20 protein-coding genes are annotated in these 23,429 nt (G+C 55.1%); 9 read left to right on the plus strand and 11 right to left on the minus strand.

Features of this window, described 5'->3' with window-relative positions; translation table 11 throughout:
• Positions 1-151 precede the first annotated feature (151 nt).
• Genes ACPLPM_RS15400 through ACPLPM_RS15410 form a run of 3 tightly spaced genes read right to left on the minus strand, consistent with a single transcriptional unit; the run spans position 152 to position 3,272 of the window.
• Positions 152-1,429 (minus strand): MFS transporter, encoded by a 1,278-nt coding sequence (locus ACPLPM_RS15400; RefSeq protein ID WP_424357656.1) that lies wholly within the window; start codon positions 1,427-1,429, stop codon positions 152-154.
• 48 nt (positions 1,430-1,477) lie between these two features.
• Positions 1,478-2,341, minus strand: a complete 864-nt coding sequence (locus ACPLPM_RS15405; RefSeq protein ID WP_424357657.1) for an ABC transporter permease — start codon at positions 2,339-2,341, stop codon at positions 1,478-1,480.
• A 1-nt stretch (position 2,342) separates the two neighbouring features.
• Positions 2,343-3,272, minus strand: coding sequence for an ATP-binding cassette domain-containing protein (locus tag ACPLPM_RS15410; protein ID WP_424357658.1), 930 nt, complete (start codon positions 3,270-3,272; stop codon positions 2,343-2,345).
• 165 nt (positions 3,273-3,437) lie between these two features.
• On the opposite strand from ACPLPM_RS15410, the gene ACPLPM_RS15415 reads away from it, so the two are divergent.
• Positions 3,438-5,186, plus strand: a complete 1,749-nt coding sequence (locus tag ACPLPM_RS15415) for a helix-turn-helix domain-containing protein (protein WP_424357659.1) — start codon at positions 3,438-3,440, stop codon at positions 5,184-5,186.
• 540 nt (positions 5,187-5,726) lie between these two features.
• Here the strand turns inward: ACPLPM_RS15415 and ACPLPM_RS15420 are convergent.
• Together ACPLPM_RS15420 and ACPLPM_RS15425 are read right to left on the minus strand one after the other, a co-directional pair.
• Entirely contained in the window at positions 5,727-7,157 is a 1,431-nt protein-coding gene (locus ACPLPM_RS15420; protein ID WP_424357660.1) for an aldehyde dehydrogenase family protein, read from the minus strand.
• A gap of 382 nt (positions 7,158-7,539) precedes the next feature.
• Positions 7,540-8,079, minus strand: a complete 540-nt coding sequence (locus ACPLPM_RS15425; protein WP_424357661.1) for a hypothetical protein — start codon at positions 8,077-8,079, stop codon at positions 7,540-7,542.
• Between the two features lie 150 nt (positions 8,080-8,229).
• Between ACPLPM_RS15425 and ACPLPM_RS15430 the strand changes: the two genes are divergently transcribed.
• The 4 genes from ACPLPM_RS15430 to ACPLPM_RS15445 all read left to right on the plus strand — a co-directional run bounded on the left by ACPLPM_RS15430 (position 8,230) and on the right by ACPLPM_RS15445 (position 11,395).
• Complete coding sequence (locus ACPLPM_RS15430; protein WP_424357662.1) at positions 8,230-9,174, plus strand: class I SAM-dependent methyltransferase; 945 nt, start codon at positions 8,230-8,232, stop codon at positions 9,172-9,174.
• 331 nt (positions 9,175-9,505) lie between these two features.
• Complete coding sequence (locus tag ACPLPM_RS15435; RefSeq protein ID WP_424357663.1) at positions 9,506-9,880, plus strand: non-histone chromosomal MC1 family protein; 375 nt, start codon at positions 9,506-9,508, stop codon at positions 9,878-9,880.
• Positions 9,881-10,227: 347 nt separating this feature from the next.
• The gene (locus ACPLPM_RS15440; RefSeq protein WP_424357664.1) at positions 10,228-10,413 is read left to right on the plus strand and encodes a hypothetical protein; all 186 of its coding nucleotides are present in this window, start codon (positions 10,228-10,230) and stop codon (positions 10,411-10,413) included.
• A 109-nt stretch (positions 10,414-10,522) separates the two neighbouring features.
• The gene (locus ACPLPM_RS15445) at positions 10,523-11,395 is read left to right on the plus strand and encodes a hypothetical protein (RefSeq protein WP_424357665.1); all 873 of its coding nucleotides are present in this window, start codon (positions 10,523-10,525) and stop codon (positions 11,393-11,395) included.
• Positions 11,396-11,650: 255 nt separating this feature from the next.
• On the opposite strand, the gene ACPLPM_RS15450 is transcribed toward ACPLPM_RS15445, so the two are convergent.
• The gene (locus tag ACPLPM_RS15450; protein WP_424357666.1) at positions 11,651-12,013 is read right to left on the minus strand and encodes a sirohydrochlorin chelatase; all 363 of its coding nucleotides are present in this window, start codon (positions 12,011-12,013) and stop codon (positions 11,651-11,653) included.
• Entirely contained in the window at positions 12,010-13,284 is a 1,275-nt protein-coding gene (gene thiC / locus ACPLPM_RS15455; RefSeq protein WP_424357667.1) for a phosphomethylpyrimidine synthase ThiC, read from the minus strand. Before thiC ends, ACPLPM_RS15450 begins: the two co-directional genes overlap by 4 nt.
• Before the next feature lie 64 nt (positions 13,285-13,348).
• Here thiC and ACPLPM_RS15460 point away from each other — a divergent pair, with 64 nt between their 5' ends.
• Positions 13,349-13,975 carry an MBL fold metallo-hydrolase gene (locus ACPLPM_RS15460; protein WP_424357668.1) on the plus strand — a complete coding sequence of 209 codons (627 nt, stop codon included), beginning with the start codon at positions 13,349-13,351 and terminating at the stop codon, positions 13,973-13,975.
• Between the two features lie 85 nt (positions 13,976-14,060).
• On the opposite strand, the gene ACPLPM_RS15465 is transcribed toward ACPLPM_RS15460, so the two are convergent.
• Entirely contained in the window at positions 14,061-15,845 is a 1,785-nt protein-coding gene (locus tag ACPLPM_RS15465) for a PKD domain-containing protein (protein ID WP_424357669.1), read from the minus strand.
• A 516-nt stretch (positions 15,846-16,361) separates the two neighbouring features.
• On the opposite strand from ACPLPM_RS15465, the gene ACPLPM_RS15470 reads away from it, so the two are divergent.
• Both ACPLPM_RS15470 and ACPLPM_RS15475 read left to right on the plus strand, forming a co-directional pair.
• Positions 16,362-16,859, plus strand: a complete 498-nt coding sequence (locus ACPLPM_RS15470) for an Lrp/AsnC family transcriptional regulator (protein ID WP_424357670.1) — start codon at positions 16,362-16,364, stop codon at positions 16,857-16,859.
• A 200-nt stretch (positions 16,860-17,059) separates the two neighbouring features.
• Entirely contained in the window at positions 17,060-17,554 is a 495-nt protein-coding gene (locus tag ACPLPM_RS15475) for an Lrp/AsnC family transcriptional regulator (RefSeq protein WP_424357671.1), read from the plus strand.
• Between the two features lie 503 nt (positions 17,555-18,057).
• Here the strand turns inward: ACPLPM_RS15475 and ACPLPM_RS15480 are convergent.
• On the minus strand, positions 18,058-18,507 hold the full coding sequence (locus ACPLPM_RS15480) for an Lrp/AsnC family transcriptional regulator (RefSeq protein WP_424357672.1): 450 nt from the start codon (positions 18,505-18,507) through the stop codon (positions 18,058-18,060).
• A gap of 264 nt (positions 18,508-18,771) precedes the next feature.
• Here ACPLPM_RS15480 and ACPLPM_RS15485 point away from each other — a divergent pair, with 264 nt between their 5' ends.
• Positions 18,772-20,211 carry an RAD55 family ATPase gene (locus ACPLPM_RS15485; protein WP_424357673.1) on the plus strand — a complete coding sequence of 480 codons (1,440 nt, stop codon included), beginning with the start codon at positions 18,772-18,774 and terminating at the stop codon, positions 20,209-20,211.
• A gap of 620 nt (positions 20,212-20,831) precedes the next feature.
• Here ACPLPM_RS15485 and ACPLPM_RS15490 read toward each other — a convergent pair.
• Entirely contained in the window at positions 20,832-21,893 is a 1,062-nt protein-coding gene (locus tag ACPLPM_RS15490; RefSeq protein ID WP_424357674.1) for an aminopeptidase, read from the minus strand.
• Between the two features lie 93 nt (positions 21,894-21,986).
• A complete protein-coding gene (locus ACPLPM_RS15495) occupies positions 21,987-23,396 on the minus strand; it encodes a DUF7289 family protein (RefSeq protein ID WP_424357675.1) in 1,410 nt (469 codons plus the stop codon).
• Positions 23,397-23,429 lie beyond the last annotated feature (33 nt).

Raw genomic sequence — 23,429 nt, forward strand, 5'->3', positions numbered from 1 at the left:
GCCGTGTTGCCGTGGTTAGAACATATAGTTCCAGTTGCCTGGATAAAGAACCGTGCCGCTGTGGTTAAAACATTTGATCTTGTTATCGTTTCTGACACAGTCTCCGTGTCGCCGTGCCGCCGTGGTAAAAATTTTGGATCGCTATGCAGTTCTACGATTTTCTGGCGGGCTCCGCGATTACTGCTACCTTGACAGTAGATTCCTTCTCTTTTTCAATCCGCAGGAAGAATACGTAGTAGGCTACGGCTGCGAGCAGGTATACCACGCAGGTGATGAGATATGGGAGCATATAGTTCCCGTTGGCCATCATGATGCCGCTGAGATAAGTGCTCAGGGCCAGGAAGATGTTCCAGCCCATGGAGGTCAGGCTGCCAACGGTGGCTCGTTCTCTGTCACCGAGCAGTTCCATGTTGAAGCTGGAGATCGCGGGGTTGGCCATGTTCATGAAGGTCATCCGCATGACGTAGGCGAACCCGGCCAGGTAGATGTTCGTGGTAATTGCTATGAGGATGAGGAAGGGTATCGACAGTAGCTGGGTAATGGCGATGGTCCTGACTTTGCCCACCCGCTCCGTAATCAAAGGAATCAATAACAGCCCGACCACCATCGTCACCTGGCCGATGGAGAAGATGACGCCGATCTGGTCTGTCGGCGCGGAGAGCACTTTGTGGAAGTACACATTGAAGAACGGCACGATCATGCCCGCCCCGATACCTATGAGGATGTTGACGATGACGAGCCGCTGCACGTTAGGCGTCCGGATGACCTGCGCCACAAGCCTGAGCCGCTCTGATCGAGCTACGACGGGAGGCCGGTTCTCCCGGATCAGTAATAGCGGCACAAGGGTGATCAGGACTGCGATGAAGGACAGGTACAGCGTATACCGGTACGGCAGTATTGCCTCGGGGCTTGTCCCGGTCAGCCCCGCGATGACCATCGGGAGCATACCGCCGCCGAGGTTGCCGAAAATGGCGGCCACAGTATAGACTACGGAGTTCATCGAGAACAGGTGCATCCGCTCTTCCCGGGAGGAATTCTCCGCCATGAACGGATTGCCGGCCACGATGGAAAAGGCCATGGCGATACCATAGCACCCACCCATGAGCATCAGCATTCCTCCCGTCGCGATGGTGTAGAGCAGCGCCAGGGAGACTGCAAGCATGAAGCTGGACAGGATCAGCGTATTTCTGCGGCCGATCCGATCGCAGATCATCGCCGCCGGCAGGGCAAACAACCCCGTCGACACAGACATGATGGACAGGATGAGGCCCAGAAAGTCCTCGTGGTAGCCCAGCTTGAGCACGTACAGGTTGAAAATGACTCCGTAGATGCCCGCGTTCAGGGCGAGGAAGAATTCGTAAGCGAGAAATTTTCGGGCGTTAGGCGTGAACTGCCTGACTCTCGCTAAGTAGGATCCTGCACCGTACACGTTTTCCCCCGATTACACCCACAGTAAAAAGAAAGGGTGCCGGCCTGATCAGGCCGACAGATCCTGGTTCTCGAACAGCAGTATGGCCAGAATGAGCAAGACTGCCGTATAGACTACGAGGAACACGATGTTTGCCCAGAGGGGCATGCCCACTGCAGCCTGCTCCATTGCCGGGTTCAGCAGCGGAGACATGATGTCGTGGCTCAGCGGGTCGATCCACACCAGTATCTTCGCGTAGATCGGGTAGTCGTCGAAGCCGCCCAGGAAGAACATGGCTCCGCCCGAAGCTACGTTATACCCGACGATGTTGCCGATGGTGCTGGAGAACCACAGGCCGATCCACGCCATGAGCGAGCCGATGATCGAGATGAACGGGTTCTTCGTGAACGTGGAGATCAGCACGCCGATGGCCACGTATACCGACAACATCAGGACCATCGAGAGCAGGCCTCCGGCCACCGGCAGCAGATCGCCTGCCGCGGGGTATTTGCCGGACAGGACTGCCGTCGCCAGGTAAGCGAAGATCGCGCTGCCCAGGAAGAGGGCAGCTACTACGCTCAAGCAGCCCAGGAACTTGCCGAGGATGACTGAGCTCCGGTCGATCGGCTTAGACAGCAGCTGCAGGAGGGTACGGTCCTTCCGTTCCATGGACAGGGTGTCGGACGAGACGATGACAGCGAGGAGCGCCAGCACGATATTCAGGTTACTCATGATGGACAGGACCATGTCCGGCTTGAAAGCTTCCAGGCTGGCGGCGCTGCGGGTCATCATGACCACTGCGAACGTGAGCAGCAGGGCGAACCCGAAGTAGAATACGCCGAGGATGAGGAACCTCTTGGACTTCAGGTTGTCTTTGAACTCCTTGACCGCGATCGTCTGGATGTTCTGGATTTCTTTGCCGCTGATCGCCATGTTATCCCTCCTTCTTCTCGCCGATCACTTTGAGGAAGGCGTCCTCCAGCGTCGGCATGATCTCTTTGATCTCCCGGACCCGGAAGCCGGCTCCGACCAGAGCGGCGTTGACGTCCTCTGCCACCGCCGGCTCATCCACGGTCAGGTAGAGCCTGCCATCCCGGATGTTTGCGCTCTCGACCCCTTTGACTTTTCTGGCGGTGTCCGCGAACCGGTCGTCTACCCGGGGCGAGTATATCTCGAACGCGGAGAGGTTTCCTTTGCTGCTCCTGAGGAAACTCTCAATGGGCGTCTGCACGAGCATGTGCCCGGCTTTGACGATACCTACCATATCGCTGATCTCCTGTACCTCGTGCAGGATGTGGGACGAGAGGAAAATCGTGACGTTGTCATGCTTGAGCTTCTTGATGATCTCCCGGATATCGTGAGAGCCCTGCGGGTCCAGGCCAGTGGTAGGCTCGTCCAGGATTAGCAGCTTCGGATTGCCCAGCAGCGCGATAGCGATGCCCAGCCTCTGCCGCATGCCGTGAGAATAGGTCTTCACCTTGTCGCCGCCCCTGCCTTCGAGGCCCACCTTGGCCAGGAGCTCGGGAATCCGCTTCTCCAGGTCGTCTACGCCGATTAGCTTGCCAAAGTACTGCATGTTGTCGGCGCCGGTCATGTTCTCGTAAAACGCCGGCCTCTCGGGCAGATAGCCGGTTAGTTTGCGAATCTCGTAATGTTGAGTGAGAATGTCGTAGCCCAGGACCTTCGCAGAGCCGTCGTCAGGCTTCACAAATCCCATGAGCATGTTGATCGTCGTCGATTTCCCGGCCCCGTTCGGCCCGAGGAAGCCGTAGATCTTGCCTGCCTCGACAGTCAGGTTCAGATCGTTGACAGCGACGATCTTGCCGAACTGCTTAGTCAGTCCATGCGTTTCGATCGCGTTCATAGCATCATCTTCCGGTAATTAAGGTTGTTAGGAATGATATCTTGTTTCTATAAATACTCTATATCGCAATTATGAAACACCAAAACCGACATGTTGTTATAGTAAAAGGCTGAAAGAAGGTTTGAGTAGTACAACATCTATGTTGTACTACCCTGGGGTGGATGCTTGGAAATTGACAAAAAGGCCGTCGACTCTCTGACTTCTTTCGGCCTGACCGAATACGAGGCAAAGGTATACCTCGCGCTGGCGACCAAAGGGGTCCAGAAAGCGAGTGCTCTTGCCGACGTCAGCGACATACCGAGGCCCCACGTCTATTCTGTCATCAAGCTGCTCCACGAAAAAGGCTTAATAATCATCATCCCGGAAAAGGTGGCCAAATACCAGGCGGTGCCCATAGAGACAGTCCTGAGCAAGCTGCTGCAGGACCGCATGGAGTCGATCAGGTCTCTGGAAGCGATCGGCAAAGACCTGACCAGCCTGATCAGCGAGAACGGGAATAAATCCGACGAGGAAAGCGGCGAAAAAGTCCGGCTGTATAACGGCCGGTGGGCCATCATGGACCTGATCCACAAAATGATGGGCCGGACCACTTCTTCTTTTAAATTCATCACCAGCGACAGGGGGTTTGTCCTGACTGCCGCTGCTTACGAGCAGGACCTCGCAGGGCTGAACAAGAAAAATATTACTGCCCAGTTCCTGCTGCCGGTCGAGAAAGACACCATCCCCATGGTGGAAAGGCTGTCTAAAAAGGCCACCATAAGGCACCTGGACAGTATGGACCGGCTGGAGATGCTGGACCCGGGAGAGCAGGAAAGCGCCTTTCTCCGGGTAGTAGTCGTAGATGACTCGGAAGTGCTGTTCGTCAGAGCAACCCCGGGGGGCGCGGACGAGTCGGCCATCTGGACTGCCCAGAAAGAGCTGGCGAAGATGATCAGCCTCATGTTCAGGCACATGTGGAGAAACGCCCCGGACCTGACGTCCAAAAAGGCGGAGATAGACACAGGCCGCAAACCGGAGCACCTCACGCCCATCTACGGTGACGTCGAGCTGAACGGCGTGCTGCGCATGATCCTCTCCAATGCCCAGGCCCGCCTGCGCTGCGTCATATCCCAGGACCAGCTGGTCTACAATTTCAACACAATGATCGCTGAAATAAGGAGCAAAGTGGGCAAGGGCCTAAAAGTGCAAATGCTGGTCTCGATCAGGAACGACATCGGCGGCCGGGGCCAGACGCTGACTGGAAAATTCGGCGACATCGCCGCCACAATCGACACCCTGAAGGCGCTGGGAGTAGAAGTCCGGCACCCGCTGGAAGAGAGTATTTTACGCATGTATATGAACGACGAAGAGGTAGTCTTCAACCTCCTCGGCGAGAGCGCCACTTCCTCGTCAGGCGGCAACATCGGCGTTTACACGAACCACTACGACACTATCGCCCGCATCACCGAGCACTTCGACAGGCTGTGGGATAAGTCGGTGGACGCGTCCGAGAGGCTGTCGGAGATCAACAGGTACATCTCCAAAGAAGTCATGAAGGACGGCGAAGAGGGCATCAAGAAGTACTTCGACCGCCTCAGCGGCCTCAACCTCGGCCACTTCGCCATCAAGACCTCCGACGCCGAAAACAAGACCATCACCATCATCTGCACCGACTCTGCCGAGGCCAGGCTGGAAGTGAAGAAGGCGGCGAACGGGGATATCTGCGAGTCTGCCCGCAACGCTTTCAGATCCTTCGGAGAGTACGTCTACGAAAACACCCACATGGCCTGCTCCGAGACAAAATGCATCTCCCGCGGCGACCCCTTCTGCGAATTCCACCTCTACCCCGCGGAGAAAGACCGCAAGGCCGTCAGCAACGAGCTCGTCAAGTTCTTCGAGTCCATAAAATCTGAGCGCAACAAGCCTAAAGTATAGCTTTTTAATCTAAAAGCCACAATGGCACGGCAATTTATCCTGACAACTATCGAGCAGAGGTTCTAACCACGGCGGCACGGCGACACAGAGACAGTGCGAGATACGACAAGCCGGATGGTTATTTGAACCACGGCGGCACGGCGACACAGAGACAACTTGTACCTGAATAACAAGGCCCTCTTTGTATTGATCCACGGCGACACGGCAGGCGGACAGCACGGAGACAATCCTTCAATTGTTACACAGTGGAGAAACCAGGAATCACTATAGAAAGTAGATTACCGGCTTCGTGATCGTAATGATATACTGAAACACCTGGCTGGTAAACTATTTTTGGTTAACGCGCTGTCTCCGTGTCGCCGTGGACTTAAAAAGGAGTACCATGTTACGGCGTCGCAGTTGTCTCCGTGTCGCCGTGCCGCCGTGGTTAGAACATTTGCTCTTGCTATCGTTTCTCACACAGTCTCAGTGTCGCCCGGCCGCCAGAGTTTAATCAGGTATCTGGTCGGTCGCAAGTCGTACATCTGAGGAAAAAGCATGCTATGGATTGATCAGCACGCTCTTCATCTCGGTATACTGGTCGATGACCTCAAGACCATTCTCCCGGCCGAGGCCGCTGTCCTTGATGCCGCCGAAAGGTAAGTCGGGGGGCACTTTGGTGTGCTGGTTGACCCAGGTGATGCCGGACTGGAGGCGTTCGCAGCCCATGGTGGCGCGCTCGATGCTCTTCGTCCAGATGGAGGAGCCGAGGCCGTAGACGGTGTCATTGGCGCGCTCGATGGCTTCGTCGAGGTCTTTGACGACTACGACGGGCAGGACCGGGCCGAAGATTTCTTCCCGGAGCAGGACGGAGTCGGCGGCTACGTCAGTCACGAGCGTCGGCGTGTAGAAGAAGCCTCTGTCGTAGGCGGGACCTTTGGGGGCTGCTCCGCCGTAAAGGATCTTGCCTTCATCCTTCGCCCGGACAGTATTGACCACTTCTACGATGCGGTCCAGCTGTTTGCGGTTGTTCATCGGGCCCAGGTCGACTCCGTCGGCCATGCCGTTGCCGACTTTTAGCGAAGCGATCTTTGCCTGGAGATGGCGGATGTAGTCGTCGGCTACGGACTCGAAGACGAATAACCGCTTCACTGCGGTGCAGGTCTGGCCGCAGTTATAGAACCGGCCCCTCACAGCGCCGTCGACTGCGGCTTTCAGGTCTGCGTCGTCGCACACGATCATGGGATCGCTACCCCCCAGTTCCAGCGTGACCCGCTTCAGGCTCGCCGAGGCGGTTTCCATGAGGTGCTTGCCGGTGCTGGTCTTGCCGGTGAAGGAGACTTTTCTGATCCGGGGGTTCCGGGCGATCTCGTCACCGATGATATCGCCTCTGCCGGTGACTACGTTCAGGACTCCGTCAGGCAGCCCTGCCTCTTTCAGGATGCCGGCCAGCTGCAGGCAGGTCAGCGGGGCGCTGCTGGCAGGCTTGAGTACAAGAGTATTGCCGGCTACCAGCGCCGGCCCGACCTTCCAGCCCATGAGAATGACGGGCACATTCCAGGGGATGATGGCCCCGCAGACTCCGATAGGTTTGCGGATCACAGCCCCGTAGCGCTCGTGAGCGAGAGGGACGAGGCCTGTGCGCAGGCTTGCAGATATGCCGGCAAAATATTCGAGAGTGTTGGCGAAGCCCTGCACTTCGTCCCGGGCTTCCTTGAAGGGCTTGCCCTGCTCGGAGGTCAGCAGAATGGCGAGGTCTTTCGTGCGATCCCGGACCATCTGTGCTGCCCTGAAGAGTATCTTGCCCCGCTCCCGTGAGGTGGTGGCGGACCACTTGCCAAAAGCTTCTTCGCAGGCGTCCACTGCGCTCCGGACATCGTCGATCTCGCCCGCCGGCACAGTGTCGATGAGGTCGCCCGTAGCCGGGTTGTGCACTTCGAAGCGCTTTCCCGAGCCGGCCTGGGCTGCTTTGCCGCTGATGAACATCTCCATAGCAATCAAGCGTAGTATATTGTTGATACTACTTATGTGTGAATGTCGACGTATACATCGATACGACGTAAACATCGGTACCAAAAACGAGGTTATTATGGCGGGAGTAACGCCATCTCCGCACAGGCGGAGCATCCCTGCCTTTCTACCCGGGATTGACACGGAATCACGGCCACCGTCTTCGCACAGGCGAAGCCGGGCGTTCTCCAGAGGAGATTCCGTGAGAGGCTTACTCCCGATCAACATGTTGCTAACGCGAGATATATAAATTTGGGTTTAAAATTTGAAGTGCCGGCGTGGCTGTCAGATACTGTAGGCGACGTGGTCCCGTTTCCGGCCGCGGAAAGCCCGGAATGCGCCCGGGAGTCCCACATCTCATTCATCAGGATACGGCCTTGCCGGACCAGCGGTATTTACTCCGGTGCTCTTTTACTACATAACCCTGCATGGCGAGATGATCTAGTACTCCCCGGCAGGCGTTGTACCAGTAGTTGATTTCGTTGGTGATGGTGGACCGGGTACGGGGGAACAGCTCTCCGATGACCGTGCTCCGATCGACTACACCCTTTTCGATGAGGAAAGGGACCAGTTCGTCTCTGACTGCCCGGGCGTTGTCGGCGGAGACGTTCTTGATGGTCACCAGCTCCCCGAAAACGTCGCGCGGCGGGGCGGCCGCTTCGGCAAGCCTGCCTACGGGAATCCGGGGCCGGCCTGCCGGTCCCAGGCATTGCTCGAAAGACTGCTCCAGCGCCTCCAGCCTGCGTTCCAGCCGGTGTACCTCCGCGCTGCAATCCCCGGATACCTCCGATCGCATCCGGTCCCGCAATACCTTGTTGATGAAGGTAGAAACCTTGAGCTCATCCTTATTCCGGTATACCCACTCCAGTACATCGTCGGATAGCGAAATGCTGATCTTTTTCACACGCTTCGCACGAAGATGTCCCCGGCCTGGCTGTACCATGAGTGATCATTCACACCGTGTAGTCATATTTGTATCCGCCCGGCGAAGCGCCCGAACACCACTAATACCGGCACAGTAACCTATAAGCCGGGAACGCGCCGATTAGTGGTTATGCTCCTTAACGATCTGATGAAGACCAGTGAGGACGTGTTTTTGATCGAAAGCAGCTTCGAGGGCATCGAGATGAACCTGAAGTCCCTCGACTATCTCGACAGGCTGCGATGTCTGCCCGCGGGTGCGATCGAGGCCACGGTGGCAATCAAGGACAAGAAGGGCAGCGATCTGGGCATCGCCTACAGGAACAAGCATCCGGATGGCGATTTCTGGTTTGTGATCCCGTACCCGCACTCGCCGCAGATGCGCAAGCAGACCGATGCCATGGTCTCGGGCATATCGAAGGCAGGAGTGATCGCTGCGGCCAGATCCAGAAAGGTGGACGGCAAAGCCTTTGCCAGAGCTGTTCGGGAGTACCTGTCGACCAGCCTGGTAGAAGGTGCTTTCTGCGACTGCACCAAAGAGAAAGAGCCGCTTTCTTTCGCCAGCAACGACGAGCGGGGGCAGCGGATCCGGAAGCTGGTGAAGAAGGTGGCCAAGGAGCACGGCAAAGACCCTGCAGAGATCGATGCACTGGAGATCTGCTGCGGTAACGGCATGTCGACGACGCCGCTGCGCCAAACTTTTCACACGGTGCTCTCGGTCGATAACGACCGCTGCGCCATTTGTAACGGCCTCTACCACGGCATTCTTGTGCCTGAAGACACGGCAGTGGCTGACGCCATGGAACTTTCCCGGCTGGGCCTGGGTAAATACGGTGCGGTCGTAGGCTTCATGCTTGGCGCCATCTACGATTTCAACAAGCCGGTCTGGAGAAAGATCATGGAAGAGTCGGTAAAGATGCTAAACGACGACGGTCTCCTCCTGCTGACAGTCAGCAAAGAAGAGGAGATGGGTTTTATCTCTGAGACCCTTGCGTCGATGGGCATAGAGGGCGACGTGGTCGACAACCGCCACAAAGAGAGCATTTACGATAGCTGGGCCTTTGTGGCGATGAGATGACCGGTTAATCTCCGTCAAAACCTTTTTATACATGAAAAATTCACAAGTATATAAACGTGTCGTTTTAACATACCCGAAAATGGTATTTAATGGCGCTACTCGCCTCATCATCGTCAGGCTTGATGATTTTTCAAAATCCGGAATTTTCCCGTACTATTATTATTCTCAGGTGTTTAGAGAACGTCAGCCCGGTTGTTAAAGCCGGCCCGAAAATAATTGCTTCATTATACATATAATAGTTTGATAAAATTCTCGCTTACTACCACAACACTTATATACAAGTATATCATTCTGTTGATCAAATTATTACACTGCAGAGAGTGATTAAGAAATGGCAACTGAAGGCAGGGAAAAGAGGAACTTTGGATTGATTAACGAAAAGGGCGAGGAAGTTGGAACGTTCAGCGGCGCACAGCCGAGGGACGCAGCTCTGAAGGTCGCAAACCGGGGCATTTCCAGCATCGTGCTGAGGGAGAAGGGAACCAAGAAGCTCCACTACTTCGTCGGCAAGAGGGAACTCGTCACTGTGCCCAAGAACGCACCAGCCTGGATCCAGGACGCAGCCAAGAAGAACAAGGGTAAAATCTTCAAGGCAAACGTAGAGAAGATCGGCACCGCTCAGCTCCAGTTCGTGAAGCTCGAGAGGAACGACAAGTCGTTCTTCAAGATCCCCAAGAAGGCCGGCGAGAAGAAGGGCAAGAAGTAAACCTAATTTTTATACCGGAGTGCCTGCAGCATTCCGGATATTCCTTTATTTTAAAAATAAACGATTTTTAACGGCCTTTTCAACGGGATATCCACCCGGCGGCGAGATGGCTCTATCTCGCTAGAAATACTTGCAGATATCAGCAATCGGCTGCATATAAGCCCTCCGAATCGAAGAATTTTGAAATTTTACGGCCTTTTAGTATGCCGATATTTGATAAAAAAGGCGTATGCAAAACTATATATGGGTTCGAGGGCATTTTGGATTGTTAATGGATATAAATTGCTGCCCTGGGCAAGAGGTCCTCAGACATCTGGCTCCCCGAAGGGCAGAAGGAAGTGAAACCCATGGACGCAGTTCATATAAACATCACACAGGTCATGGGTACAGTGCTGGGCCTGTTTGTGATCGTCGCTGGCGTCATTGTCAACGTGAGAAATTTTGGAGCGAATATACCGCTGCCTAACATGGCCGTGTACCTTGTGCTCGGCATTCTTCTGTCGCTAGGTATTTTCCTGCTGTCGAGAGACTAAAATAAGTCACGTGTACCCGTGAACTATTGAGAGGGTTACACGTGATAGCACTTTTAGAATCGGTGCTAGGATAAAGCATTAATATATGCGCCTGCCTATTGTGATTACCATGAAACCGGGCATCAGACATGGGCTTTTGGTCTTGACCGGCCTGGCGGCCGTGCTATTTATCATCTTCTTCACCTCGTACGGACTCACGACCTACGGATCCATCAGGGGTATAGTCGGAAGTATCGCGGCGGAGACAGACCAGGCTGCATCGCTTCACAACCAGTTCGTGGCAATGACCAGCTACTTCTCTGGCAACCAGGGAGATACTTTTACCTACCGGTTCGGCGGCCTGCCCATCTCGATCGACAAAAGCGAGGCGGGAGGCCTGGATGAAACCAGAGCTTTGAATCTGATGCTGGATGTCTACACCGCTAACATCTACCACGTCAAGTTCAGCGCGGGCCTGATGGGTAAAATCGGCAGCCTGTTCAACGCCGATGCGAACCTTGCCTGCGGTCTGCTGACGCTGATCTCTTTTGCCGCCTTCATCGTGCTGGCCATAGCCTCGATACTGCCGTACTGGGAGGGCACCTTCGGCAAAAAACTCAAAGACGAAGGCCTGGTCATCATTGCGTTTTGCGCCCTGGCGTTCTTCGTCTTCCTGATCGCCCCCGCACTGATAAAATCGATCATCTGGGGTTCCATCCCCAGCTCGGACGTGGCCCGGGACATCATCCGCATCATCGAGTCCCGAGTAGTATCCTCGCTGCTCCTCGATGACATACTGGTAGCGCTGGTCGGTGGCCTCATCTTCGCAGTCGGATACTTCATCGACAAAAATGCGGGCAGCACCAGCTCTCCTGAAAGCGGCAGCCGCGGAGCCCCCCGGGTAAGGCAGGACACCACCCGGCGCATGCCCCCACGGCCCCCGACCCACGTAAAGAGCGTACAGCAGCCGCCCCCGCAGAAGCCCAGGCATAAGGGGCTTTGAAACCAGAGTACGAAAGCTGCGCTCTACGTTTCTGGTTGCTCATGTGGTGTGAGACAACAATACGATCGCTGCGCTGTGCCAGAACACAGATTGTTACAGATTGCTCAGATTACACAGATGGCGTTAGAATAAAAGTGATACACAGGCAATCGTTTTACCATCGATTAGTATCTGTGTAATCCGTGCAATCGGTCGTAATCTGTGTTCTGGCACAGCGCAACGTTAGTCCACGTTCACGAGCACAGAGACAACTTTTTAGATTTTAAAAGGCTCTATTCGCCCCTCGATGAGCCGGACGATATGTTCGGACCGCCCGAAGGGCTCGAGCAGGATGATCTCTTTACCATCGACGACGTCGCCCGAAGCCTTTATTCCCAGCTCGTCGGGGATGGTGACCCGGGTGTGGTAGCCGTGGGCGAGGAGCAGGGGCATGACGAAGACCCGGTCTGCAGTGATGGCCTGGACGGCTTCTTGGATGGAAGGCGATTTTTCGAGGTAGCAGGCCTGTACAGTAGAAAAGCGGCCTGACCGGGAGAGCTGCTCGACATAGTAAGGCAGCACGTCGTCTGCCCGGGGGTCTTTGCTGCCGTGCCCGATCAGGAGTAAAGCGTCCCTCATCTGTGGCTTTCCTTCAGGGCGTCTTTGACGATCTTGATGGCGCACAGGTCGCCGCACATGGAGCAAGCATCGCTGGCGGTCATGCGGGTTTCCCTGATGTGGCGGGCCTGCTCCGGATTAATGGCCAGCTCGTACTGCTTTGCCCAGTCCAGGTCGCCTCTTGCCCGGGACATACCCAGGTCCCTGGCCCGTGCCAGTTCCCGCTGGCCCTCTTTCACCGTGTCCGCGACGTGGGCGGCGATCTTGGTCACGACGGTCCCCTCCCGGATGTCGTCTGCGGTGGGCAGTGCCAGATGCTCGGAGGGAGTCACCATGCAGAGGAAGTCGGCGCCGTGCATGCCGGCAATTGATCCCCCGATTGCTCCCACGATGTGATCGTAGCCTGGCGCTATGTCGGTCACCAGCGGGCCGAGAAGGTAGAGCGGCGCATCTCGGGTGAGCTTTTTCATGGTGCTGACGCTCGAGCCGACCTCGTCGAGGGGTACGTGCCCGGGCCCTTCGACCATGGACTGGACTTCCTTTTCCCGGCACTGGCCGACCAGCTCTCCCAGCGTGAGGACTTCCATAAACTGGGCTCTGTCGTTGGCATCTGCCATACATCCCGGCCTCATGCCGTCGCCCAGGCTCAGCGTCAGATCGTGCTCGGCGGCGATTTCCAGCAGGTAGTCGAATTCTTTGTAGAGGGGATTTTCCGCCTCGTTGTGGAGCATCCAGGCGACCGTAAAGGCACCGCCCCGGCTGACCACGTTCATGACCCGGGGATCCTTTTTGAGCCGGTCCAGCGTCGACAGGGTAACTCCGCAGTGAACGGTGACGAAATCTACGCCGTCTTTGGCATGTTCCCGGATAGAGTTGAAGATGTCGTCGGAGGACATGTCCACGACATTTTTGCGCTTGCGGGCCGCGTGGTAGATGGGCACAGTCCCGATGGGGACTTCGATCTCTTTTACGAGCAGGCGGCGCACGGCATCGATGTCGCTGCCGGTGGACAGGTCCATGACCGCGTCGGCGCCGTACTTTACCGCTACCCGGGCTTTCTCTACCTCGTTCCCGGGGTTATCGTAGTCCTTCGAAGTCCCCACGTTCGCGTTGATCTTGGTGGACATGTACTTGCCGACCGCCCGGGCCGGGAAAGTTCTCGCCGCGTTTTTGGGAATGACGACCTGGCCGGAGGCCAGAAGGCCCCGCATCTGGTCCGCGCTGATGCCCTCCCGCTTGGAGACTTCCCAGATATCGTGGCTGATGCCTTTTTTTGCGTCGCGTATCAACATGATGATGGCCCATCCTGAATATTAAATACTTTAAAACCCTAAACACCTTGTGAGGCGCTGCCGGATGAAGGTGATTAACGTCAACGGAGTCTTCTACGACTCCAACGCATATTTACTTGACGCAAAACGTAAAACCCTTGTGGATGCGGGCATCGACGGGTCGAGGATGCTGAAAAGCCTCCCCGAGGATCTGGAGCTTATCATCCTGACGCACTGCCACTACGACCACGTGGCGGCGGTGCCCGAGATAGTGAAGGCTACCGGGGCCAAAGTGGCCATGCACGAAGCGGACGTACCCTTTATCAAGAGCAGGAAGATCAACTGCTCCTCGATGTTCGGGAGCGATTCGCCCGCGCTGAAAGTGGATATAGTCCTGAAGGACGGCGACGAGATCGACCTCGGAGACCAGAAGCTCCGGGTGATCCATACTCCGGGCCATACTCCGGGCAGCATCTGCCTGTATGAGCCGGTTTCAAAGGCCATGTTCACGGGCGATACGGTTTTTGAGGAAGGAGGATTCGGGCGAACGGACATCGGAGGCAATCCCGAGCACATGTTAAGCTCGCTGGCCATGCTGACCCGGTTCGATGTCTCCACCCTGTATCCGGGGCACGGCAATATCGTCGCAGAAAACGCCTCGGAGGCTTTGCAGACGTCCCTGAAAAGCGCGAAGTTCATGCTGATGATTTGAAAAGAAAAGAAAAGAATGGCACAGGTAACCGCGGGAGGCTGGCAGCCTCCCGGGCGTTCTTTACCCCTGTGTCAATGGTTAATCTTTAGTTTTTCCTGCCCATGAAGAACAGCACGCCTGCTACGATGAGAATCGCTGCGAGCACGGTGATGAACTCAAAGCCCGGCGATCTGGCGGTGGTCGGAGTGGCGGTGGCGTTGCCAGCGACTGCAGAGCTGTCGGTGGTGGTCGCGTTCGTGGTCGTCATGTTGGCAGTTTCGTTGGCTGCGCTTGCCGAGGTAGCGGTTGCGCTCACTACGCTGTCCAGCTTGATGCTGACCAGCTTATCCTCGGTGACGCTGACTGCATCAGTCTTTGCGACGAAGCCGTCTGCGCTCACTGCGAGGTCGTAGTTACCTGCCTTCACGCCGTCGAACTTGAACTCGCCGTTGGCATTGGTCTTCTGCATGGCGTTGTCCAGTACGACGCTCGCGTCCGCGATGGGCTTGTTATCGGCCGCGCTGATCACCTGGCCGGATACTGCGTACACGGTCGGGCCGGAGGTCGGGTTGGCAACCGTTGTATCGTTGATCTTCCGCGGGTCGCTTACCGTATAGCCGCCTTTGCCGTCGTAGGTGACGGTCGAATCGGGCGAGTAGAACTGGTACTGGCAGAAGGCGATGGCCTGACCCTGGTCAATGATATGTTCACCAGGAGCCGGTATGGGCGTCGGGGTCACTTCGGGGATCACGACGGGCGCAGTCACGGTGATTTCGGTAACTACTGCCGCGCTGTTACCGCCTTCGTTGCTGGCGATCAGCGTAACGTAGTAGGTACCCGGAGTGTCGTAGGTGTGAGACACGCTGGCCCCGGAGCCGTGCTCAGAGCCGTCGCCGAAGTTCCAGTCGAACGAAGTCGGGTTGTTAGTAGCGCTGCCCTCAAAGTTCACAGTAAGCGGAGCATCGCCGCTGGCGGGAGCCGCAGAGTCGATCGAGGCGACCGGTGCGTCCGGCAGAACTACAGGCTCGGGGTTCACGACTACCTGGGTAGTTACCGGTTCGCTGGGGCCGCCGATGTTGCTGGCGATCAGGGTAACGGTGTAGGTACCTGCCGCTGTGTACAGGTGAGAGACTTTCTCGCCGGAGCCGTGCTCGGAACCGTCGCCGAAGTCCCAGTCGAACGAAGTCGGATTGTTAGTGGCACTGCCCTCGAAGTTCACCGTCAGAGGCGCATCGCCGCTGGTGGGGGTGATCGAGTCGATCGAGGCTACGGGCACCGGTGTCTCGGCGGAAGCCCACGTGACGCGGTACAGCACTGGTAAATTGTATCCGCTTCCCCTTCCGGCCTGCTGGTCAGTAAGGTTGTGAGCGGTGGGTGCACCGTTGTTATCAAACTGGACGTAGACCTTGGTCGGTACGCTTCCGACGTTGATTTCCTGAGTGAAGTCTCCGATCTTGAACTTGTAGATCTTACCATCGGTGGAAGATATGATGGCATAGTGAGCTTCATAGGGGGTCCTCCAGTCGTGGCCAAGTAAAACGCGGTTGCCATTGATGTTTGCATAGTAGCTAACATCAGCCGGGTTGTAATCTATGGTCACAGTCCGGCCATCGGCAGTCTGGACACCGACAGCAGTGTGAGAGCTTAGATTACCATACTTGAACTGGATGCTGCACTGGAATTCACCGCTGGCCCCGGTGTGTACCGGGTGGGTGGCTGTTCCCGAGTCTTCGACCATCGCGCCGCTCGGGATATTGTTGCTGATCCAGTTGCCTGTCAGAGCCCAGCCTTGATCGGGCATGTTACCGCCGGCGAAATCATCGGCCAGGGCGGTTGTCGTTGATAGCACCATTACGGCTATCATTAAAAGAGAAAATATCACTCTTTTCATAGTTGTCCTCCTAAATCGATTGCTTAACAGGGGCATACTTCCCTTGGACTTAGTGTTGGTAAGCTTAGTATCAAGAGTTTTCAAATGAATTAACGGAATTTTAAATATTATTCATTATAAAAAACGGATTATTGCATAATCGCCTCGTGTAACAGGGATATGGCCTTATAGTACAGTAATTTAGAAAGTTGCAATATGCACCGTTACAATGATAAAATATGTTTATATTTAGGTAAGTATTTTATTATTTTACATTTAGAAGATGCAGATTTACAGACAGGCACACCTATTTCGGGGATCGCTCTCCCGAGGCTGCGGCGAAGGGGGAAACCATGGACTGCAGGCGCTTGTCACAATAGGCCATGTTGAAAAAATCATCGAAATCAGGACATTAATTAATATAATTTGTTAATAATTGCCGGCTTTTATTTTATTTTTTCGTATATAGGCCGCTATATATTTTAATAATATTAATCCTCGCAAGTAGTAACATTATAATGAAAACGGTAGAGGACTATGGCTTACAAATCGGTTAAGGACCTGGACGCTGTCGACATCAAGATCATCGAGAAGCTGTGCAAGGACTCGAGTGCCTCGCTATCGGACATAGCGCAGGAACTGGGAGTTTCCGCGTCGACGGTACACAAACGTATCAACCAGATGAGAGAGAACCATATTATCGAGCGGTTCACGATACTTTTCGACCCTTCGATACTGAACCTCCGTACCGTTGCTTTCGTCGGCATCGAGCTGGAGCGGGATGCCTTGATGGGTAAGAAAAAAGAAGAAGTACTGGGATCGCTGTCCGAAATTCCATACATCATGGAGATCCATGAAACGCTTGCCCCGTTCGATCTCATCCTGAAGCTCCGCACCCGGAACGTCGAAAAATTAAGAGGAATTATCACCAGCATCGCCGCCATCGACGGAGTCATGGCAACCAACACAATACTGACCACCAACCGGATACTCGAGCGCTATGTGGAAGTACCGAACTCTAACTCGGGCGTGTAAATCGGCAGGGGACAGATACCCAATTCAGCGTCAGATATGTCCCATACCCGTTTTTTAGCTTCTCCAACACTACGGGCGTTATCGCAAATTTTATTGATAATACGCTTTTTGTGATAATTATTTTACTCGCCCGGATAAGGTTTATATAGGTATAGCAAGCTATTAACTATGTTATCTCCTCCTCTGCGACAGTGACTTCAATGAGCTCAAAGTTCAAAGGCAACCTCGACGACACAGACCTCTTTATCATCAAAAGGCTATGCGAAGACAGCAATACTTCCCTGGCCACGATCGGTGAAGAACTGAACGTATCGCCTTCAACCATCCACAAGCGCATATGTCGCCTGAAGGACGGGGGGATCATCGAACGATTTACCATTCTGTTCGACCCATCCATCCTCGAGCTCAACACGATCGCGTTCGTCGGTATCGAGCTGGAACGCAGCGCCATGGTGGGGAAAAAGAAAGAAGATGTTATTAGTCAACTGCTCACGCTGAGGGAAGTGCTGGAGATACACGAAACCCTGGAGCCCTTCGATCTCATGCTTAAGCTGCGCACGAGAGACGTAGACCTGCTGCGGGAAGTCATCGGCAACATCTCCGGCATCGACGGCGTCATGGCGACCAATACGATTCTCACCACCAGGAAAATCCTGGAGACGCCGCTCAAGTACGATGAGCTGAAAGAGGTCTGATTTCTCAGGAAAATTCTTTTACTTTCGCTTGTGAACCTGGCCCTCGTATATAAAGTGAGACAGCAACACGAACGCTGCGCTGTGCGTTTCAGATTACTCCAATGACGTGAGACAGCAACACGAACGCTGCGCTGTGCCAGATCACAGATTACGACAGATTCGACAGATTGCACAGACGACTATACGAGATAAGATGAATACTGCGAACCATTCTATTTTTAATATCCATTAGCATCTGTGAAATCTGTCGAATCTGTCGTAATCTGTGATCCTGGCACAGCGCAGCGTTAGTGTACGTTCACGAGCACAGAGACAACACTTCTAAGACTATCCGAGAAATCGGCATCATGCACAGCGCAGCGTTTGTCAGCAGATCGCCTCGAGAACGCCTGCGAATGCAGGCGTTCAAAAGGCGAACAAGATAATGACTAGAAAAAATGAATACGTTTATCTCTTGGCGCCTTAGCGGTTTAGACACAAGGCGCCGAGAACTACGTAAGAAGTTACATTATGTCCGTGAACGCCATCTCGCGCACGGAGTCCATCACAATCTTGGTCTCAACGTCCCTGATGCCCAGCGGAGCCACTTTGTCGCTCAGGATGCGCTTCATCTCGTCGTAGTCGCAGGTCGCCATCATGAAGGTCAGGTTTCTGTCGCCGCTGGTGTGGTAGACCTGCATGACATTCTCCACCCTCTGAAGCCTCCGGGTGACTTCGTCGAGGCCGGACGGGTCCACCTTGCACTGGATTATGGCGTAGCAGTCGAGCCCTGCCTTTTTCTTGTTGATGACGACTGTGTAGCCTTTGATGACCCCGTCTTCTTCCATAATACCGATCCGGTCACGTACAGTGGACTGAGCACGGTCGATCTTCTTGGCCACTTCCTTGTAAGTCATCCGTCCGTTGCGCTGCAGGATGTTCAAGATTTTTTTATTCATTTTGTCGATCTTCATAGCACCATTCCCGGCAAAATATTTGTAATTATATAATTAAAACACCATTGCGATATATATAATTATCCTGTCCATAATCCATTATAGGTTATTCGGCTGGGGAGATAAGAATTGCGGATTCCCGGGCATTAGTGTATAGTACACCGGGGGTACGCTGCGTACACTGCAGGAGGTAAACTGGGAATTTATCTCAAGCATAGCTTTATAATATGCCTGCGATAAACCAGCTTGCTGATATCATCGGGCTGATCGGGTGCAGGGATCATGAGTAAAGGCACTGTCCAAACGGGAATCGAAGGGCTTGACGAGCTGCTTTGCGGCGGCATACCGAAAGGTTCGACCGTACTATTGTCCGGGCCACCGGGAGCAGGCAAGACCGTACTATCGCTCCAGTACGCCTTTTACCACGCCAGCCGGGGAGAAAAGGTCCTGTTCGTCAGCACCTGCGAGCCGCTGTACAAGGTCAACAAGTACGCGTCCAGCCTGTCGTTCTATAACCTCGACCTGATCAGCGGGGGTATCAACATGGAGTTCTACGAGCCGAAGATGAAGAGGGGCTACGTAGAGCTGCAGGACTATTCCTTGGGCCAGATGGTCGACGAGCAGTACGTGGGCGATTTTTTCGACGGTATCCAGAAGAAGGTCACCCGCAGGAGCATCGACCACCTGATCGTGGACTCGATCACCTCGATCAACATGCTCATCGGCAACGAGATCGACAGGCGGAAGAAGACGCTGCTCTTCAGCGCCTGGGTTTCCCGCATGGGCTGCACCACCCTGCTCACCGCGGAACAGGCTGAAGGCGACGGTACTGAGCGCTTCCTGACCGACGCGATCATCGACCTCGACAGTACGGAGATCAGCCCCCTGTGGAACACTGACACTTTACAGAACACCCGGGGAAGAACCATCGGCGTCACCAAGCTCAGGGGTAAAAACCACCTGAGCGGCAGGTACCTCTACAACATCACCCGGGACGGCCTCAGAATTATCCCGCCCGGCAGGAAGACTGTCGGCCGCAAAGGCACAACGACAGGCATACCGGATTTAGACGCCCTGACCGGCGGCTTCACCGCTGGAGAGCGGTGGCACTTCAACATCGACGGCAGAGAGCCCTTTAATAGCATGCTCAGGCAGATGATCGGCGAAGCTTTAAAAGCCGGCGAAGGCGTCGTGCTCTTCGCCCCTTCGATGGGCATAGCCGACGAGGATGCGCTGGCAGAACAACTCGGCCCCGAGGCGAAGGACGCCCAGAAAGCCGGCCGCCTGATCATAGTGCTTAAAGGCCCCATCGCAGGAAAAGCCCGGGGCGGCATCATTTCATATGCTTCCGAACAGACGGGAGGCACAGGCAAGCTTGCTTCGGAGATCACTTCGGGCACTTCCGGCAAAAAGCACGGCTGGAGAGCCTTCTTAGACCTCGAAGGGCTGGGCGACGAGTGGAATGCCGCCCATGCCCGAAGCGTGTTTACCGGCCTGATCGATGCTCTCGCGGCAGAAGACATGATAATTGTTACTTATGCAGACATCGGCTTCGGAGCAGGCCTCTCCCCGACCATAGAGCAGCACACCGACGTAGTCGTCGACACCTGGAAAATGGACTTGTACTGGCTATTGCGGGTCAGAAAAGCGCCCGGAGCGGTCAGCTACGAGCCCCATGCAGTCCGGGTCGACGATGGCAAGATCAGCCTGATGAAACTGTAGCTTTCTGCCGTAGAAGTAATCACAACGGCGGCATGGCTCCTTATCCCGATAACTAAAAAATGGAGGTTTTAACCACGGCGGCACGGCTCTTTATCCTGACTACTGGAGGGCAGGTGTTCTAACCACGGCGGCACGGCGACACAGAGACAAATCGAGAAACGATAGCAGGATGGTTAGTTAAACCACGGCGGCACGGCGACACAGAGACAAATCGAGAAACGATAGCAGGATGGTTATTTAAACCACGGCGGCACAACGACACGGAGACAACCTGTACCCGAATAGCAAGACCCTCTTTTTAGATCCACGGCGGCACGGCGGGCTGGCCGCACAGGGACAAATATGTTTTCCTTCCTTCAGTCTATCGATCGAAAGTCAGGCTGAAACGATTGGTTAGCAAGCTTATGGTTAATGCGCTGTCTTGGTGTCGCCGTGGACATAAAAAGAAGTTCACTTATACCGGTTCACCACTGTCTTGGTGTCGCCGTGCCGCCGTGGTTTTATTTACCACTGGCTTGTCGTGGATCGCACTGTCCTGGTATGCACTGTGTCACCGTGGTGATTGTTCCAGCATGAGAGAAAAATAATAGTTGGCCGGCGCTCTGGCCGGCGCAGCCGGTTTAGAAGTTATCCAGCAGGTCGCCGTTCCTCATGATCTGCTTGCCGTCGACCCACATGTTGGGGTTCATGACGAGGCAGTCCTGGTGGATGGTGGCCTCTGCGTCGTAGTCGTAGTTGCTGCCGATGGCAAAGTGGACGGTCTTGCCGAGCTTTTCGTCTTCCAGCAGGTTACCGGTCATCTTAGCCGCGTAGTTAATGCCGATGCCTAATTCGCCGAGGTGGCGGCAGTTCTTCTCCTGCTCCACCATGCCCTTTTCCCGGGCCATCTGCTCGCCCTTCATGATGACGTTCAACAGCTCGGTGGCTTCTTCTCCGCCGGTAATCTTTTCGACGTACCCGTCCTTGAAATTCAGCTTGACCGGCTGCTTCGGGATCATAGCCTTGGGGACCAGGTCGATGGTGCCGTCGAAGACGATGGTACCGCGAGTGCTCGCCACGACTGGAGATATGAAGGTCTCGCCTGCGGGCAGGTTGCCGCCGGAGCCGGGGGCGGAGTAGTCGCCGTCGTCCAGCATCGCTTTTCTGCCGTCGATGGAGAAGGTGACGTCGGTGCCGCCCGGAGAGGTGACGTGGACTTCCTTGCCGGCGTCCAGCACTTTCTTGAGGCGGGCTGCGACCTCCTGCATGGCCTTGTAGTCTACGGCTACGCAGCGCTCGAACATGGCCACGTTGGTAGTCGGAGACCAGAAGCCTCTTACCCGCTTGTCGCCATCCATGACCTTGTCGATGATGTGCTGGTACTTCTTGCCGTCCCGGCCGACGTACCCGATGTTCAGCCCGTGCGGGTCTTTGCCCAGCTTGTGGGCGGACAGCGAGACGTAGATGTCGGGCTCTGCCTCGATAGCTTTCCTGACCAGCCGCTCGGCGTACGTGTAGGTCGTCTTCATCTCCTGAACCATGATGACAGGCTTGCCGCCCAGCGCTTTCGTCTCCTCGAAGATCGCCTTCGCGATAGGGAATACCTCTCCCTCGAAGTTAGTGATGATCAAAACTTCTTCGCCTTCCCTCAGGCCCATGACGTCTCTCATCGCTACTTTTGCCGCTTCGTTCAGCGTAGCCAAAATACACATCTCCTAAAATTTTGCTATATAGAAAGAGCTCAAGGATATTATATCCTTTGACAAGGATAAAAAACTAGAGCTATGAGGAATTTGTCATTCCCCATAGTTCAGCGTCACAGAGCTAGATGCCGTATTAGTATTCGTCCCGGTCGCGCTAAAGGTGAACGTCCCGTGCGGGTCTATAATCGACAGGATCCAGAAGTCCACCCGGTACCTCCACACGTAGGTGACGCTACTACCCGGCGCTATGTTCGAGGGATTGTTGTTGGGATCGTTGACCAGATCGACGTCTGTCACCCCGAACAGGCCCGTGGTAGGCGGAGTGCAGGTAGCCGTCACGCTTGTCGCCGGGGTCGAGCCTGTGTTAGTCACCTGGAACTTCACGTCCACGAGATACTGAGTTCCCAGCACCCCTCCACCTCTGCTGATGATGGTCTTCGACGTGGAAGAGGTGAGCGTGGGGTTCGGGCTCGGGCTGGGGCTGGGGCTGGGGCTCGGCGACGGGGACGGGCTGGGCGAAGCGGTAGGCGACGGGCTTGGCGTAGGCGTAGGTGCTGCCGTAGGCGTGGGCGACGGGTTAGCCGGCGGTATAATCACCTGCTGGGAGCCGTCGATCTGGGTGATCACCAGCGAGTCGATAGAGGACAGGAAGACATCCTTTTTCATGCCTGATCCCTGGACCCAGAGGCTGACAGTCTCAGGGTCTAACCGGGTCACTTTGTAGTTCGTGTCTTTGGTGAGGCCTGATGTGTTCATCATCTGATCGAAGTAGGAATACCAGAGCTGGGAATTATTGCTCTTCACCGTAATGGTGACATTCGTCACCTTGCTAGCATTAATTACATTGTTGACTGGCAGAATGGTAGTCCTGATGGTGCTGGTGCCTGTAGAGCTGAGGCTCTGCGGGGATCCGACGATTCTCGGTGGATTGGCCGCCACGATAGCTGTCGTATTCGGATCGCCGGTCACCCGGATGACGGAAATGGGTGGCGAGGAGATCATCGCCTGGCCGCCGTACTGGGATAGTACGAGCATGCCGCCTTCGTAGCCTACCTGCTGATCGACGTAGTAGTGGTTATTGGCAGTATAGACGAGGCGCCCCATCGGCGCCGGGCCACAAGTCGTCAACAGCATCGTACCGTTGGTGTGCACCAGGTCCTGGGTGTACGCGACGATGGAAAAGTTCCCGTAGGCAGGGTCCACAGTAACCGTGCCGCTCGACGAGGAAGGATCGATCACTGGTAGGGAGCCTCCTCCCATCTCCAGCGGGGCACTGCTCGAGAAACCGTTGCCATTCACAGAAGATGCCTGCATGGTGCTCACCTGCATCTTCAGGTTTTGTAGGTCCTCAATAGCGTTCTGCATGTGCATGGACTCGGCTTCTTTCTTCATGTCAGGCACGTACACCATCTTGGCAGCCGCAGCTATTGTGATGATCAGGCAGAGGACCAGGACGGCGCCTACGATGTTGGATACTGCGCTGTCGGATCGAATCATGCGCATGTGATCACCCTGAGGAGGACGTTCTGTCCGAAC

This window comes from Methanocella sp. MCL-LM (assembly GCF_049676595.1).
Taxonomy (GTDB): domain Archaea; phylum Halobacteriota; class Methanocellia; order Methanocellales; family Methanocellaceae; genus Methanocella_A.

Bases quoted from the DNA above. Each gene is read 5' to 3' on its own strand.
- ACPLPM_RS15450 (WP_424357666.1), bottom strand. From the start codon at position 12,013: ATGAGGGACGCTTTACTCCTGATCGGGCACGGCAGCAAAGACCCCCGG.
- thiC (WP_424357667.1), bottom strand. From the start codon at position 13,284: ATGTTGATACGCGACGCAAAAAAAGGCATCAGCCACGATATCTGGGAA.
- ACPLPM_RS15485 (WP_424357673.1), top strand. From the start codon at position 18,772: ATGAGTAAAGGCACTGTCCAAACGGGAATCGAAGGGCTTGACGAGCTG.
- ACPLPM_RS15475 (WP_424357671.1), top strand. From the start codon at position 17,060: ATGAGCTCAAAGTTCAAAGGCAACCTCGACGACACAGACCTCTTTATC.
- ACPLPM_RS15480 (WP_424357672.1), bottom strand. From the start codon at position 18,507: ATGAAGATCGACAAAATGAATAAAAAAATCTTGAACATCCTGCAGCGC.
- ACPLPM_RS15410 (WP_424357658.1), bottom strand. From the start codon at position 3,272: ATGAACGCGATCGAAACGCATGGACTGACTAAGCAGTTCGGCAAGATC.
- ACPLPM_RS15445 (WP_424357665.1), top strand. From the start codon at position 10,523: ATGAAACCGGGCATCAGACATGGGCTTTTGGTCTTGACCGGCCTGGCG.
- ACPLPM_RS15470 (WP_424357670.1), top strand. From the start codon at position 16,362: ATGGCTTACAAATCGGTTAAGGACCTGGACGCTGTCGACATCAAGATC.
- ACPLPM_RS15465 (WP_424357669.1), bottom strand. From the start codon at position 15,845: ATGAAAAGAGTGATATTTTCTCTTTTAATGATAGCCGTAATGGTGCTA.
- ACPLPM_RS15440 (WP_424357664.1), top strand. From the start codon at position 10,228: ATGGACGCAGTTCATATAAACATCACACAGGTCATGGGTACAGTGCTG.
- ACPLPM_RS15405 (WP_424357657.1), bottom strand. From the start codon at position 2,341: ATGGCGATCAGCGGCAAAGAAATCCAGAACATCCAGACGATCGCGGTC.
- ACPLPM_RS15430 (WP_424357662.1), top strand. From the start codon at position 8,230: ATGCTCCTTAACGATCTGATGAAGACCAGTGAGGACGTGTTTTTGATC.
- ACPLPM_RS15420 (WP_424357660.1), bottom strand. From the start codon at position 7,157: ATGGAGATGTTCATCAGCGGCAAAGCAGCCCAGGCCGGCTCGGGAAAG.
- ACPLPM_RS15460 (WP_424357668.1), top strand. From the start codon at position 13,349: ATGAAGGTGATTAACGTCAACGGAGTCTTCTACGACTCCAACGCATAT.
- ACPLPM_RS15435 (WP_424357663.1), top strand. From the start codon at position 9,506: ATGGCAACTGAAGGCAGGGAAAAGAGGAACTTTGGATTGATTAACGAA.
- ACPLPM_RS15495 (WP_424357675.1), bottom strand. From the start codon at position 23,396: ATGCGCATGATTCGATCCGACAGCGCAGTATCCAACATCGTAGGCGCC.